The organism is Candidatus Sphingomonas phytovorans, assembly GCA_029202385.1.
GTDB lineage: Bacteria > Pseudomonadota > Alphaproteobacteria > Sphingomonadales > Sphingomonadaceae > Sphingomonas > Sphingomonas phytovorans.
In genome coordinates this window covers 5,178,855-5,193,878 of sequence record CP119314.1, presented here as the reverse complement: position 1 = coordinate 5,193,878, position 15,024 = coordinate 5,178,855, and the positions used below count along the sequence as shown (strand labels likewise).

9 protein-coding genes are annotated in these 15,024 nt (G+C 64.4%); 2 read left to right on the top strand and 7 right to left on the bottom strand.

Features of this window, described 5'->3' with window-relative positions; genetic code table 11:
* The first annotated feature begins 91 nt into the window (after window positions 1-91).
* Together P0Y59_23925 and P0Y59_23920 are read left to right on the top strand one after the other, a co-directional pair.
* Window positions 92-1,255, top strand: a complete 1,164-nt coding sequence (locus tag P0Y59_23925) for a saccharopine dehydrogenase NADP-binding domain-containing protein (protein WEJ99905.1) — start codon at window positions 92-94, stop codon at window positions 1,253-1,255.
* A gap of 529 nt (window positions 1,256-1,784) precedes the next feature.
* The gene (locus P0Y59_23920; protein WEJ99904.1) at window positions 1,785-3,899 is read left to right on the top strand and encodes a hypothetical protein; all 2,115 of its coding nucleotides are present in this window, start codon (window positions 1,785-1,787) and stop codon (window positions 3,897-3,899) included.
* A 391-nt stretch (window positions 3,900-4,290) separates the two neighbouring features.
* Here P0Y59_23920 and P0Y59_23915 read toward each other — a convergent pair whose 3' ends face one another.
* From P0Y59_23915 to P0Y59_23885, 7 genes are all read right to left on the bottom strand, one after another.
* Window positions 4,291-4,593: a hypothetical protein gene (locus tag P0Y59_23915; GenBank protein WEJ99903.1), complete on the bottom strand. Its 303-nt coding sequence runs from the start codon at window positions 4,591-4,593 to the stop codon at window positions 4,291-4,293.
* Window positions 4,590-6,803, bottom strand: a complete 2,214-nt coding sequence (gene rnr, locus P0Y59_23910; protein WEJ99902.1) for a ribonuclease R — start codon at window positions 6,801-6,803, stop codon at window positions 4,590-4,592. The genes P0Y59_23915 and rnr overlap by 4 nt, the downstream gene beginning before the upstream one ends.
* Window positions 6,804-6,820: 17 nt before the next feature.
* Window positions 6,821-8,152 carry an MFS transporter gene (locus P0Y59_23905; protein WEJ99901.1) on the bottom strand — a complete coding sequence of 444 codons (1,332 nt, stop codon included), beginning with the start codon at window positions 8,150-8,152 and terminating at the stop codon, window positions 6,821-6,823.
* 84 nt (window positions 8,153-8,236) lie between these two features.
* On the bottom strand, window positions 8,237-11,200 hold the full coding sequence (locus P0Y59_23900) for a TonB-dependent receptor (protein WEJ99900.1): 2,964 nt from the start codon (window positions 11,198-11,200) through the stop codon (window positions 8,237-8,239).
* 259 nt (window positions 11,201-11,459) lie between these two features.
* Window positions 11,460-12,527, bottom strand: coding sequence for an acyl-CoA/acyl-ACP dehydrogenase (locus P0Y59_23895; protein ID WEJ99899.1), 1,068 nt, complete (start codon window positions 12,525-12,527; stop codon window positions 11,460-11,462).
* A gap of 128 nt (window positions 12,528-12,655) precedes the next feature.
* Complete coding sequence (locus P0Y59_23890; GenBank protein ID WEJ99898.1) at window positions 12,656-13,873, bottom strand: acyl-CoA dehydrogenase family protein; 1,218 nt, start codon at window positions 13,871-13,873, stop codon at window positions 12,656-12,658.
* 215 nt (window positions 13,874-14,088) lie between these two features.
* Complete coding sequence (locus P0Y59_23885; GenBank protein ID WEJ99897.1) at window positions 14,089-14,898, bottom strand: flagellin; 810 nt, start codon at window positions 14,896-14,898, stop codon at window positions 14,089-14,091.
* Window positions 14,899-15,024 lie beyond the last annotated feature (126 nt).

Sequence of the window (15,024 nt, the reverse complement as noted above, 5' to 3'; positions counted from 1 at the left end):
TGTTCCGGCATCCGCCCTGCCCCACACTCTCGCCATCGCCTTCGGACAGGCGGCCCCCGGAACAGGTCCGGGGTGACGGAGGGAAAGCAAGATGCGCGACTTCGATATCATCGTATATGGCGCCACCGGCTTTACCGGACGCCTGGTCGCGGAATATCTCATCCACGCCTATCCCGGGCCCGACTCACCCCGCTGGGCGATGGCCGGACGGTCGCTGTCCAAGCTGCAGGAGGTCCGCGACGAGATCGGGGCACCGGCGAGCATCCCCTTGCTCACCGCCAATTCCGACGACCCCGCAAGCCTCAGGGCCCTGTGTGACCGCACGGCGGTGATGCTCACCACCGTGGGCCCGTACCAGCTCTACGGCAGCGACCTCGTCGCCGCCTGCGCCGAGACCGGCACCGCCTATGTCGACCTGTGCGGCGAGCCCGCCTGGATGCGCCACATGATCGACGCGCATCATGAGACCGCGAGGCGCACCGGCGCGCGCATCGTCTTTTCGTGCGGGTTCGATTCGATCCCGTTCGACCTCGGCGTCCTCACGCTCCAGGATGCGGCAAAGCTGAAATACGGCAAGCCCGCCCCCCGCGTGAAATGCCGGGTGCGCAAGATGCAGGGCGGCTTTTCCGGCGGCACGGCGGCCAGCCTCAAGGCAACGCTCGCCGCCACCGCGCGCGACCCCTCGATCCTTGGCCTGCTGACCAACCCCTTCTCGCTGACCCCGGGTTTCCAGGGCCCGAGCCAGCCCAGGGGCCTGCTGCCCGATTACGACAAGACGATCGAGGCCTGGGTCGCTCCGTTCATCATGGCGCCGATCAACACCAAGAACGTCCACCGCACCAACTTCCTGCTCGGCGAGGCCTATGGCGCCGACTTCGTCTATGACGAGATGATGGTCGCCGGCCTCGGCGATATCGGCAAGGCGGCGGCGGAGGCGATCGCGAAGATCAACCCGCTCGCCAGCGACAAGGGGCCCAAGCCCGGCGAAGGCCCGTCCAGGGAAGAGCGCGAGAACGGTTATTACGACATATTGTTCATCGGCGAGATGCCGGACGGGACCAGGGTCGACTCAGTCGTCACCGGGGACCGCGACCCGGGCTATGGTTCGACCAGCAAAATGATCGCTGAGACAGCCTTGTGCCTGGTGCAGGATGTCGCGGGAGAAGGCGGCATCTGGACGCCCGGCGCGCTGCTCGGCGAGATGCTGGTCAAACGGCTCGAGGCTAAGGCGGGACTTACGTTCCGGGCGGGGTAGCTTCTCCCGGGGGCGAACCCGATGTCGGGCCACGAATGTACGAAATGTCGCTACCCGAATTCCTCAATACTAAAGATTCGCTTGCGGTCATTTACCGGGAGCCGACGACCGGCGCGTCAAGACGATCGGCTCAAGCTGAGCCGGTAGTCGACAGTCACGCGCGAGGTCAGAACACGAAGAAGCTGTCACTCGCGTCTTGAGGGCAGATCCGGCCATCCGGGCAATTTCTTCGAGGAAATCCTTCACGGTATCCTCAAGGGCCACTGTCCGCGCTTCATTCATATCGATCAAAATGTCGAAAATCGCCGCCTGATTCAAACGCGGGTCCATCGAATCTAGAAGAATCCCAGGCCGATCCAAAGGCCGGATTGCTTGGATCAATCAGCACAGCCGCTTTCTCGAGAGAGGAGGCGAATAGCGGCTCGCGCATTTGCCAGGTGCCCGGCGAAATGAAGGTCGAAGCCCATCCGAAGTCTTTCGGATTCTTATAAAATTCATCCGCAGCCCATCCGGGCCAAGGGAGAGACCAATGCCAAACCTGTATTCAGTTGGGCTTTTTACGTCCGCCAATGGCCAAACCATTGCGTCAACCGAAAAGACCGTGATTACCACGGGCTATTCGCTCGACGGGGTCGGCGCCGAGACCTACGCATACGACTCGACGCTGACCGGGGTCTATTTGACCAAGAACCCCCGCACCTCGTTCGCGGCAGCCGATGGCCGCATTTTCAAGCTCGCGCCAATGAGCAAGCCTCTGGCCACGGCATTCGGCGCGCTGGTGCATCCCACGCCACCAGGCACAGCGATTCAGACCGCCAATAGCCAGGCGATCCAGGCAGCAATGCGCTGGGGTCCGTTCCTCCTGCCGCCCGGCACGATCTGGTGCAACGCCAGCGAAGCGATCATTCCCTGGACGCCAGCAGAACCCGGCGTGCCGGCCGGGTCTGGCACCATCCATATGGAAGGAACTGGCATCAAAGGAACGACCAACGCCAGCTTGATCCGGTGGGTCGTTGGCGACTCGCAGGAACGCCCCTGCATCTTCATTCCGGAAGGGTATATCAACGGCAGGGACAACAAGCTCTACAAGGCAGATGGCACCTTGTACGACACGGCCACCGAAGGACCGCCCACGGGTCGCCAGGTCATTTTCAAGAATGTTCAGCTTATTGCGACCTATGGGCGTTACGCGACAGTCATGTTTCTCGTGGACACGACGAACAACTATTTCGAGGGCTGCAACTTTGGCTCGACGCATCGTGGCTTGATGGACGTCTCTTCGTTCAACACGGTGTTCTCGAACTGCTCCTTCACTGGCCTGTATTACAATGCCGGTCGCACACTCAACGAGGTGGAGACCCAGTTTCGAGAAAGCTATGGACTTTATACCACAGGCCACTTCACCGTATTGAACTCCTCCTTCACAGGCTGGGGTGTCGGCATCAGTTGCGGCGGACCTGGCTCGACCATCATGAATACCCGCATGGAAGTAGGTGAATGCGCGGTTCGTCTCGGCGGCGCGACCAATTATTATTGGGTCTATTGGAACGGATCGACCTGGACCGGCGGCAATCTCGTATCAAATACGCTCAATTTCGATTCCTGCGCATTCGAAAGCAATCGATGGGGCGTCATCGCCGAAAACGTCACCGGGAGCCAATTGTCGAAGCTGGCGGTCACAGGAAGTGGCGGGGCGGTTCCGCTCGGCCGGGCACCCGCCGCGGGCATCGTGGTCGACACACCGGTTAATATTTCCACCGTATTCGACAATTGCAACGTGTCGGTCCTGGATACGATCTACGGCCCCATTATCAACGCCGGCACCGCTGAATGGCGACGCGCGGCCAATTTGCGGGGCGCTCAGGCGGCGTGGTCCGCTTCGGCGCCCCGGTGGAGAATTACGCAGTCGACACCGAACCTGCTTAAGGACGACAAGCTTGCTGCCGACAGATCGCTGGTCACCTGCGACAGTCAGATGGCGTTGCGCGGGATCACCGGCTTCGATGGGGCGAACGCGCTCGTCTTTTCGAACAATGTAGGCTCGCAAAACGTGACAGTCCCGGCCTCGGCTGCGAGCGTCGCGATCGCCTTCCCTACCGCAAAGGGCACGGGGACCGCACAGTTCACTTCCGGGCCGATCGCGGTCGCCGATGGATCTTCGACCCTTGCTCCCGCCACCTACTGGTATGCCACGACGATCCTCGGGCGGCGTGGTGAAACCGGTGTGAACTGGCGCCCGTTGTTCGAAGGTTCCTCCGGCGCTGACCTCACCTACAAGAATGTGGTGATTGCCAGCGGCCAACGCGTGGATATGAGTTGGAACAGTGCAGGCGCCGGCTATTTTCGACGTGTCTATCGCGGCACGAAGTCAGGATATTTCGATGGCTTCTGGGAGTTTCCAGGAACGCAGACATCGTTCAGCGACACCGGCTCGGTTGCATTCAACGGCCAGGATTTCCCGCCAGGGGTCAGCGGCTTCATCCCAGCGCAAGCCGAAGTGGACGCCGGCTTCGGTATCGTCGTCACGCCAAACTGGAACACGTCCTACTGGATCACTGGCAAGTCGAACACCGGCTTTACCGTGAACTTCGGAACACCCGCACCGGCCGGCGCTACGTTCGACTGGCTGCTCTACAGGGGATAAAGAATGAGCGATGCTATTCATCCACTCGAAAAGGCGGTCATCGACACGGAGAATGCAAAGGAATGCATCCTCGATCAGATACGATCAATTCACCGGGCGTCAGATGGCCCCGCGGCCGATGACAAGGCTGATCGGGACCCACGACTTACAGAGGCTTATAGCAAACTGGCAGTATGCATGGCCCGGGCTTCAGAGGCGCACATCGAATGGGCGGCCTTTCTGAGGCGGGCGACAGTGTGAAGACGAGCGGGGATCGGCGAAAGTCGGTCCCCGCTTTTCATGCGTGTGAGGCTATCGGGTAGAGGAGCCGGAAAACGCCGTGGTACACCACTCCCCTGGTGGAAACCTGGCCGCCGGAAGACTGGCCGCCTCCGTCACATCACCCCCCGCTTCATCCCCGATAGAAGAGCATCGCCACCGCAGCGATCACGACCGACACCGCGATGGCAATCGGCACCCAGCGCCGGCTGAACGCCTGAGCATCGAGGTGATAGGCGACCAAATCGAACCAGTAGCGGCCCGGCTCCGCCTCGCGCAGCGCGCCGATCCGGCGAAAGCGATCGAACCACCAGCGCTCCACGCCGTTTTTCGGCACGAAATCGATCGCGTCCTCGGGCGATAGTGCATGATGCGCCAGGAAATGCGCCGCCACTGGCCCACGGACGCGCCGGATGGCGGCCGGAAGCTGGCTCACCGCTTGCGACCCTGGTGGCGGATATTGGCCGGCCGGCCGCGCCGCTTGATCACCCGCGCCGGCCGCTTGTCGCGCTCGGGCGCCGCGCCCTTGCCGTCAACCATTTCGAAGCGAAGCGCCCCCGATACCGGATTGGCCTCGGCCAGTCGCAGTTGAAGCCGTTGGCCGCTCGCATATTCGGTGCCGGTTTCGTCGCCGATCAGCCGCCGCCCCGCCTCGTCATAGCGGAAATATTCGCCGCCGATGTCCCGCACCGGCATCAGCCCGTCGCCGCCGATGCCCTCGACCGTCGCGAAGAAGCCGAAATTGGCGACGCCGGTGATCCGCACGTCGAGCACCTGGCCGACGCGTTCGGCGAGGAAGGCGGCGACATAGCGATCGATCGTATCGCGCTCAGCCTCCATCGCGCGGCGTTCGAGCATCGAGATGCTTTCGCCGATCCGGTCCATCGACGCTGCCTCGCCCTCGGTCAGTCCACCCGGCCCGAGCTTGTAGGCGTCGACCAGCGCGCGGTGGACGATCAGGTCGGCATAGCGCCTGATCGGCGAGGTGAAATGCGCATAGCTGCCCAGCGCGAGCCCGAAATGGCCGTGATTTTCCGGCCCGTAATAGGCCTGGGTCTGGGTACGCAGCACCTGCTCCATGATCTGCGGCCGGAAATCCACATCGCCAACCTTGTCGAGGATGTGGTTGAACGTCGCCGGTCGCACCACCTGGCCAAGCGCGAACTCGACACCGAAGGTCTTGAGATACTCCTTGAGCGCGACAAGCTTCTCGCGGCTCGGCTGTTCGTGCACCCGGTACATGACCGGCGCCTTCTTCGCCTCGAGCGCCTTGGCCGCCGCCACGTTCGCGGCGATCATGTAATCCTCGATCAGCTTGTGCGCATCGAGCCGCTCGCGTGGCGCGACCGACAGGATACGCCCCTTCTCGTCGAGCACCACGCGTCGCTCGGGCAGGTCGAGATCGAGCGGGTCACGCTTCTCGCGCGCCTTGTAAAGCGCCTTCCAGCATGCCCAGAGCGGCTTGAGCGCGACGTCGGTCAGCGGGTGCTCGATCGTTCCGTCGATCGCCGCCTGCGCATCCTCATAGGCAATGTTCGCCGCGATCCGCACGATCGCCCGCGTGAAGCGCCAGCTCTTCAGCGTGCCGTTCTTCGCGATCTGCAAATGACACGCCAACGCAGCGCGATCGACGCCCTGCCTCAGCGAACACATGTCGGCCGACAATTCCTCGGGCAGCATCGGCACGACGCGATCGGGAAAATAGACGCTGTTGCCGCGCCGCCGCGCTTCGCGATCAAGCTCCGATCCGGGGCGGACATAAAAGCTGACATCGGCGATCGCCACGATCGCCTTCCACCCGCCGTCATTGGCGGGGTCGTCGTCGGGCGCCGCCCAGACCGCATCGTCATGGTCGCGCGCATCGGCGGGGTCGATCGCGACGATCGGCAGGTCGCGCAGGTCTTCGCGCCCATCCCCCAGCGGCATCTGCGCCACGCGCTCCGCTTCCTCCACCGTCTCGGGCGAAAAGACATTGGGAATGCCAAGCTTGTGGATCGCGATCAGCGAGAAGCTGCGCGGCGCGAACGGATCGCCGAGACGCTCGGTCACCCGCACCGTTATCCGCGGCGGACGCCCCGCCTTCTCCGCCAGCACGAGGTCGCCGGGCTCGGCATCGCCGGCGTCGGAGACCATGAACTCGCGCCGCTCCTTCTCCACGCCCTGCAACCAGAGCTTGCCACCTTCCTGATGCAGCACGCCAAGGACAAGCTCCTCGCCGCGCGCGAGCTGCTTCATCGGATGGGCGATCCAGCCATTGCCGGCTTCCTCGGTCCGCGCCAGCACCCGGTCGCCTACGCCCAGCGCCCCGCGCTTGCGTTCGCGCACCCGCAGCCGCGGGGCGGGCGCATCGGAATCCCAGCGCTCGGGCACCGCCCACACATTGCCGCCGTCGTCGACATCGGCGATGCGCAGCACCGTGACCTTGGGCAGCCCGCCCAGCTTATGAAAGGCGCGACCCGGGGCGCTGTCGATCAGCCCTTCGTCAGCCATGTCCTTGAGCAGCGCCTTCAGGCCGATCTTCTCCTGCGCGGTCAGGCCGAAGGCGCGCGCGATCTCGCGCTTGCCGGCGGGCGTGGCCGACGAGGTAATGAAGTCGAGAATCTGCTCGCGTGTGGGAAGGCCGGGCGAACGCTTTGGCTTGGGCATCGATCGGAGATAGGGGTTTACGCGCTCCCCGTCACCTGCCCGCGCCGCTTCAGGATCACGCCGGCCCGCCAATAGTGGAAGATCGCCCAGGGCGTCGCCACCGCGAAGACGAACATCGCCCAGCGCAGCGAATCTTCACCGAAGCGTGGTCGCAGCAGATCGCTGATCTGGCCGACCAGGGTCGGCCCGAGGCCCAGGCCGATCAGATTGATCACCAGCAGGGTGATCGCCGCCCATAGCGCCCGCAGCCGCATCGGCGCCAGGCCCTGCAGCAGCGCGAAGGTCGGGCCGAGATAGCTCGACGCGAACAGCAGCGCGAAGAAATAAGCGCCGACCGCGATGTTCGGCTCGTCGAGGAAATAGAAGGTCAGGCTGAACGGCAGTGCGATCGTCTTCAGGATCGCGACCATCCAGCTTTGCCAGTGAAGCCCGCGCTTCTTCGCCAGCCGGTCGGCCAGCATCCCGCCGGCCACGCCGGAGACGGTCGCGAAGATCGCGCCGATCGGGGCGATCACCCAGGAGATGGTCAGCAGCGGCACACCCAGCGAACGCTGGATGAAGCTCGGCCCCCATTGCGCATGGCCGTATCCGATCAGCGAGGTCAGCGTGACCGCGATCACCAGGTGGCGCGCCGCCCGATCGCGCCAGATCGAGGCGAAGCCGGCACCCAGGCTCGGCATTGCCTCGCGTTCCTGCTCGGCCTGGCTGCGGCCGTCGGACAGGCCGCGGCGCGGCTCGATCACGAAGAACCACACGATCACCGCGAGCAGCAGCCCCGGCAGCCCGACCACGAACATCGCGTGGCGCCAGCCGTAGAAATGGCCGATCGTCCCGCCGATGATGGTGCCGAACGCGGCGCCCAGCACCACGCCCAGCGAATAGATCGCCATCGCGCTGGCGCGTTCGTGCGGAGCGTAGAGATCGGCGATCATCGAATGGCTCGGCGGGCTCGATCCGGCCTCGCCCACCCCGACGCCGATCCGCGCGAACAGCAACTGGAGGAAACTGGTGGCGAGCCCGCAGATCGCGGTCATCGCGCTCCACAACGCAAGCGACAGCACGATGATCTTCTTGCGACTGGTCCGGTCAGCGAGGCGCGCCACCGGAATGCCCAGCCCGGCATAGAAGACAGCGAAGGCGAAGCCCGACAGGATGCCGAGCTGCGTGTCGGTCAGGAGCAGATCCTTGCGGATCAGCTCAAGCAGGATCGCAAGGATCTGCCGGTCCATATAGCTGAAGAAATAGACGAAGGTGAGCAGCGCGAGCGTCAGCCGGCGGCGCCGGATCGCCAGCGCATCTGCAGTTTCAGGGGCGGTTTGCGGGGCGTTTTCTGGGGAGGAAAGAGCCATGTCGGGAAATACTCGGTTACAGGCGAAAAAAGGCCCGCCGTCCCCCGGGAGCGGGACGGCGAGCCGAGGGACGTCAAAGGAGCATCAGAACTTCTTCGACAGGCCGATCTTGAAGTTACGGCCCAGCGCGCTGCCGGTGAACGGATCGTAATTGTAATCGAGCCGCGCGAACGACGGGTCGCGATCGAAGATGTTGAGGACGGACAGGGTCGCGATCGTCTCCCAGGGCAGGCGAACGCGCAGGCTGAAATCGAAGGTGTAATATTTCTCGATGTTCGCTCCCTGAGTCAGAATCGGGGAACCGGCGATATCGACACGCGGCGCGAACGGGCCCGAATTCGTGTCGGCGCGCTGGTCGTGATATCCGTCGATATAGGTCGCGGTCAGCCGTCCGTCGAAGATGCCTGCGCCAAGATCGATAAAGGCCTGGCCCTTCCATTTCGGCACCGGATAGGCCGTGGTCTGGAAATTGAGCTTGCCGCCGGCGTCGAACGCCTTCTGCACGACCACCCCGTCGACCGGCTGGTCGGCGGTCTTGTACTCGATCGTGTAGGTCGCGGTCACGCCGGCGCCGAAGCGCACGGCACCAACATCTCCGCGATAATTGGCGGAGAAGTCGAGGCCCGAATTGGTGACGCTCGCGCCGTTGATGACCTTGGTGGAGATGCGCGCCACATTGGCGATGTTGCACGCCCCGTTGAAGGTGAAGCGTGCCTGCAGCGCGGCAAAGGCGGCGTTGCCGCAATTCGCCGCGCCGGTCGATCCGAACAGCGTATTGACCATGCCGGCGACCGGCTCGAACACGATCGAATCCCGCAGCTCATAACGGAAATAATCGATGCTGGCGGTGAAGCCGCCCCCGTTGAGCAAGATGCCACCCGAATAATTGGTCGACTTCTCGGGCTTCAGTGCTGCGTTGCCGGCCACGTCGACCGGGCGGAAGCTGGTACCGACGAGCTGAAGCGACGTGACCGATCCCGGCAGGAGATTCTCGTTGCGCGGGCCGCGGAAAGTAGTGCCGACGCCGCCGCGGAAGGCGAGCCACGGTGTCGCCTGGAAACGCAGGCGCGCCTGCGGGTTGAAGGTCGAGCCTACCTGGCCGCCATAGTCCTCGTACCGTGCCGCGAGTTGCAGGTTGAGCGAATCGAAGACCGGTGCCTGAAGCTCGGCATAGGTCGCGATCACGTCCCCCGATGCCTTGGCGTTCGCGTTGGTGCCGAGAAACGCCAGGGCACCGGTCGCCGGCGGGCTCACGCCGCCGACCGTGTTGGGCAGGCAGGGGCCCAGATTGCCGGTCACCGGCGTCTCGCGGCAGGGATTGTTCGCCAGGTTGTTGTTGTTGCCATAGCGGATCGAATAGGTGTCGCGGCGATATTGCGCCCCGACGCCGAACTGGACGTCGCCGCCCGGCAGCGAAATCCCGGTCTTGCCGCTGATGCTCGCCTCCCCGACGAACAGCGACGTATCGGCCTGGCTGAACGACTTGACGAAGAACCAGCGCGCAAGCTCCGCCGAGTTGGCCACCGACGAGACATAGTTGGGGTTGGTCGCGCCGGTCGCCAGGTTTGACTGGACAGCGTTGCCGAACGGGTTGAGCCACAGGCATCCGTTCGCGCCGGGCGTCGTCCCGGTGCAGTTCGGCCCGCCAAGCCCGCGCAGCGCGAGCTGGACGCGGTCGCCGAACGCGTCATAGCCGTCGATATAGCGGTAATAATGATGATAGGTCGCGTTGACGTTGAAATCGAGGCTGTCGGTCAGCTTGCCCGACAGCGTCGCGGTAAATCGCGCGGATTCTGATTTGCGCTCGCCGATCGAGGCGCCGGGATCATTCTCGTCGCCCGCGAACATCGGGTTGCCGCCCGTCAGGAACGGCCGGTAGAGCAGTGTCGGGAACAGCGCGCCGATCGCGCCCGCGGGAAGCGCCGTCGGGTTCTGCAGCCGGTACTGGATATAGCCGGGATTGTTCGCCGGCACGAAGAAGCCGCTCTGCGTGATGCCCGTCGCCGCGGAAGGCGACTGGGTCAGCAGATAGGAGGGGGAGGTGCGGTAATGCGGCACCGTCGACCGGCCATACAGCGCCGTCACCTCGAGCTCGATATTCGGGGCGACATCGACGCCGAGCTCGACATAGGCCTGGCCACGCCGTTCGGTATCGACCAGCGCGTCATACACGCTGTACTGGGTCGCGCAGCGATTCTGCGCGGTGATCGTCCCGCCCAGCGGCACGCAGCTCGCATCAGGGGTGAAGCCGGTGATCGGCGCCCCGGTCGGGCCGAGCGCGAGGAAGGTCGCCGGGTTGCCGCCGCCGGTATAGCCACCCTCCGGATTGACGGCGAAGGGCTGCACCGCGAACTTGCGGTCCCGCGCCAGCAGTTCGCCGCGCGTCTGATAGCCCGCGGCGATCAGCACCCTGAAGCCGTTGCCCTGATGGCCGAAACTCGCCGAAATGTCGTAGTCGCCGACGCTGTCGTTGATGAACTTGTGGCTGCCCGCGACGAGGAAGCCCTTCTGGTCCGACTTGCTGATGAAGTTCACCACGCCGGCGACCGCATCCGACCCATAGGTCGCCGCCGCGCCGTCCTTCAGCACCTCGATCCGGCCGATCGCCGCCTGCGGGATCATGTTGATATCGACTGACGGAATGCCGTTGCCGGCCGAGACGAGGCGCTTGTTGTTGAACAGCACCAGGGTGCGCTGCGGCCCGAGGCCGCGAAGATTGACCGTGGCGATGCCCTCGGCGCCCTGCGAGCGGCTGTCGAACTGGTTGGAATCGCCCAGCACGCCGTTCGAAGTCGGCAGCGCCTTGAGCATCTCGACCGCGCTCGGGTTGCCCTGCTTCGAAAGATCCGCGGCCGAAATCACGTTGACCGGCAGCGCCGCGTCCTCCGGGGTGCCGCGGATCAGCGATCCGGTGACGACGATGTCGGGTGTGGTCTGGCCGGCATCGTCCTGGTCCGCCGCGAGGGCGCTTTGAGCGAAGGCCGGCGATGCAAGGCTGAGCGCGAGAGCCGAAAAGGCGCACGCGGATAAATACTGCTTCCTGAGCATATCTCTCTCCCCTTTAGGCCGGGACATTCGTGATCCCGTACCGTAAACTCGAATTGATAGAGAGATTGACGTTACGTCAAGCAAAAGAGTCGTTTCGAAACAGTACCCGTTTCATGGACAATGCGGCGAAACCAACGCAAAAGCGCCGGATCGGCCAGAACCTATATTCGAACTGGCTATATCTTCCCGCCGGGCACCGATACGAAAACAGGCGCCGCCCGGGCGGGCGACGCCTGTTCAGAACATCAGGATCGAAGGATCAGTAGCCGTTGAGCCGCGCGAAGCGCTCGCGGTGATAGGCGGCATTGCCCCACATCGTCTCCAGCACCCGCGCCCGCTTGATATAGAAACCCGCATCATGCTCGTCGGTCATGCCGATACCGCCATGGAGCTGGATCATCTCCCGACTGACCAGATGAAGCGTATCGCTCGCGACCGCCTTGGCCAGGCTCACCGCCTGGTCGACATCCGACCGGTTGGCGTCGATCGCCTCCAGCGCCCCCTCCACCGCGGACCGCATCAGCTCAAGCTCGGTGAACATCCTGGCCATGCGGTGCTGCAGCGCCTGGAAGGTCGAGAGCTGCTGCCCGAACTGAACCCGCGTCTTGAGATAGTCGTTGGTGGTCGCGAAGGCCTGCTCAGCCATGCCGAGCATCTCGGCACAGAGCCCGGCAGTGGCGCGGTCGATCACCCTTGCCGTCAGATCGGTACCGCCGAGCTTCTCGGCCCTGGCACCGTCGAACCTGACCTGCGCATGGCTGCGCGAATCCGCCATGTGCCGCGCCGAGCGCGACACGCCCTCATCGCCCGAGACGAGGTACAGCCCGTCCACCGCCGCGACGACGAACAGCGCCGCACTGTCGCCTTCCGTAACGAATTCCTTGGTGCCGCTCACCTTGCCGTCCGTTACGCTGGTCGCGATCCGTGCCGGGTCGTGCACCGGCCCCTCGTCGACGGCCAGCGTGGCGACGACCTCGCCCGAGGCGATCTTCGGCAGCCATTCAGCCCTGGCGGCATCCGATCCGCCCAGCACGATCGCGGTCGCCGCGGCGGCGGTCGACGCAAGCGGCGACGCGGCAAGGTTGCGCCCGAGTTGCTCGAGCACCAGCCCGAGCGAGAGATAGCCGAATTCCGATCCGCCGAACGCCTCGGGCACCACGATGCCCGCCCAGCCCATCTGGCTCATCTCGGCCCAGGCAGCGGCATCATATCCCGCCGCCGGCGCCGCATCGCGCATCCTGCGAAAGGCGCCGACCGGGGCCTCGTTGTCAGCCCATTCGCGCGCCATGTCGCGCAGCATCGTCTGTTCGTCGTTGAGCACAGCCATTCTAAACTCCCTCTCCCCTCGGGGGAGAGGGCCGGGGAGAGGGGCAGTCTCTCGCGTCCGGCCCGATTGGTGAAATGTCTCGACTGCCCCTCTGCCAATCCCCCTCCCGCAAAGAGGGGCGTTGACGACTATTGGTGGTCGAGCATCCCCAGGATGCGCTTGGCGATCACGTTGTTCTGAATCTCCGTCGATCCGCCATAGATCGATACTGCCTTGCCCCACAGCCAGGTGCGGGTCTGGGTCAGTTCCGCCTCGCTGAAGCCCTCGCCTTCCCAGCCGAGGCCGTTCATGCCCATGATCTCGATCGACAGTTCGGCACGGTCCTGGGTGATGCGTGCGCCGACATTCTTCATGATCGAGGTCGCGGCCGACGGCCCCTGGTTCGATTTCGCCTCCAGCGCAGCCCGGCGCAGGGTCAGGGCGAAGGCACGGCTGTCCATCTCGTGGCGGACGATGCGCATGCGCAGGTCGCTGTCGTTCACCCGCCCCTGATCGTCAGTCCCGCGATATTGCTTGGCGAGCGCGCCAATCGAGGTCCCGCCGAACAACCGGCTGAGCGACCCGCCGCCCGACAGATTCTGCCGCTCGTGCTGGAGCAGCCGTTTCCCGATCGTCCAGCCCTCGCCCTCGCGGCCGACCAGATTGCCCTTGGGCACCTTCACGTCGGTGAAGAAAGTCTCGCAGAACGGCGACGCGCCCGAGATCATCTTGATCGGCTTCACCTCGACGCCCGGCGAAGTCATGTCGATCAGCAGGAAGCTGATGCCTTCATGCTTTTTCGATTTGTCGGTCCGCACCAGCGCGAAGCATTTGTCGGCCCATTGCCCGCCCGAGGTCCAGGTCTTCTGGCCATTGACCAGATAGTGATCCCCTTTGTCCTCTGCGAACATCTGAAGGCTGGCCAGATCCGATCCGGCGCCCGGCTCCGAATAGCCCTGGCACCACCGCACCTCGCCCTTGGCGATCGCGGGGATATGCTCCAGCTTCTGCGCCTCGCTGCCATATTCGAGCAGGGTCGGGCCGAACATCATGATGCCCATGCCGCCGATCGGATTCCAGGCACCGATCCGTGCCATTTCCTCGCCAAGCACGCGCGCCTGCGCCCGGTCCAGCCCGCCGCCGCCATAGGCAGCCGGCCAGGTCGGCACGCCCCAGCCCTTCTCGCCGAACGCCTTTTTCCAGGCAGCCTCGTCGTCCGACAGGGCGGTCGGCCCTTCGACCGTCGCCATCGGGTTTTCCTTGCCCTTCAACGAAGGCGGAAAATGCGCCTCCAGCCACGCGCGCGCCTCCTTGCGGAAGGCGTCGAGCGGGCTGACGCTGGCGTCGAGGTCGGCGGCGGTCGCCATATATGCTCTCCTTCGAAAACCGAATCTGAATTTCGGGTATGGTCGAGCATGTGGCACAGATCGCAAGGCAAGCAAAGCGCGTAACGCCGCCCATGCAGCAAGACGCACTGCGCCGCGCACGGCCCTTGCAGGCCGGCGCGGTCGCACCGTGAATACCGCGGGGATACCACGGACGGCTCAGGCTCCTCGGGGGCGGCGCCTGAACCGCGGGGAGATTATTTCAGCAGGGAGAGAACGCCCTGCTGGCTCTGGTTCGCCTGGGCGAGCAGCGCCGTCGATGCCTGGCTCAGGATCTGGGCCTTGGCGAGCGCGATCGTCTCGGTCGAGAAATCGACATCCTCGATCCGGCTGCGCGCGTCGGTCAGGTTGCTGACATTGCTGGTCAGGCTGCTCACGACCGATTCGAGGCGGCTCTGGCCCGCGCCGATCGACGAGCGGGTCGTGTTGACCGACAGCAAGGCCGCATCCAGGGAATCGAGCGCACCCTTGGCGCCAGTGACAGTGGAGATGTCGATGCTGCCGACGCTGGTGAGGTTGAGCGCGGTGATCTTCAGCGCGACCTGGTCGGCCGAGCCCGAACCGGTCTGGATGTTCACCGTGACGTCGCTCGCGCCGAACAGGGTGACGCCGTTGAAGTTGGTCTTCGACGTGATGTCCGAAAGTTGCGCCGCCAGTTCCTTGACTTCGACCTGCAGGTTCTTGCGGTCGTCGTCGGAATAAGTGCCCGACGCCGACTGGACCGACAGCTCGCGGACGCGCTGCAGGATGTTGGTGACTTCACCCAGCGCGCCGTCGGCGGTCTGGGCCAGCGAGATGCCGTCGTTCGCGTTGCGGATCGCCTGGGTCTGGCCCTTGATCTGCGAGGTCAGCGAGGAAGCGATGGCGGACCCTGCCGCGTCGTCCTTCGCGCTGTTGATGCGCTTGCCGGTCGACAGGCGCTCGATGCTGGTCTGCAGCGCCTTCGACGCCGCGTTCGACGCGTTGGTCGCGCGCAGCGCGGCAACGTTGGTTCCGATAACAGTCATATTCAGTCTCCGGACGTCCTCCCGCCGCCCCCAAAGCGATGGTTCGAACCGTCCAACAGGAGAACGGCAGAGTAAATGCAGGATTAAGCAGTTTTTTCAATCGCCGCGAAATGATCCGAAAAACTG

Coding starts and splice junctions, on each gene's coding strand:
- P0Y59_23895 (WEJ99899.1), bottom strand. CDS start 12,527: ATGGCTGTGCTCAACGACGAACAGACGATGCTGCGCGACATGGCGCGC.
- P0Y59_23885 (WEJ99897.1), bottom strand. CDS start 14,898: ATGACTGTTATCGGAACCAACGTTGCCGCGCTGCGCGCGACCAACGCG.
- rnr (WEJ99902.1), bottom strand. CDS start 6,803: ATGCCCAAGCCAAAGCGTTCGCCCGGCCTTCCCACACGCGAGCAGATT.
- P0Y59_23920 (WEJ99904.1), top strand. CDS start 1,785: ATGCCAAACCTGTATTCAGTTGGGCTTTTTACGTCCGCCAATGGCCAA.
- P0Y59_23890 (WEJ99898.1), bottom strand. CDS start 13,873: ATGGCGACCGCCGCCGACCTCGACGCCAGCGTCAGCCCGCTCGACGCC.
- P0Y59_23925 (WEJ99905.1), top strand. CDS start 92: ATGCGCGACTTCGATATCATCGTATATGGCGCCACCGGCTTTACCGGA.
- P0Y59_23900 (WEJ99900.1), bottom strand. CDS start 11,200: ATGCTCAGGAAGCAGTATTTATCCGCGTGCGCCTTTTCGGCTCTCGCG.
- P0Y59_23905 (WEJ99901.1), bottom strand. CDS start 8,152: ATGGCTCTTTCCTCCCCAGAAAACGCCCCGCAAACCGCCCCTGAAACT.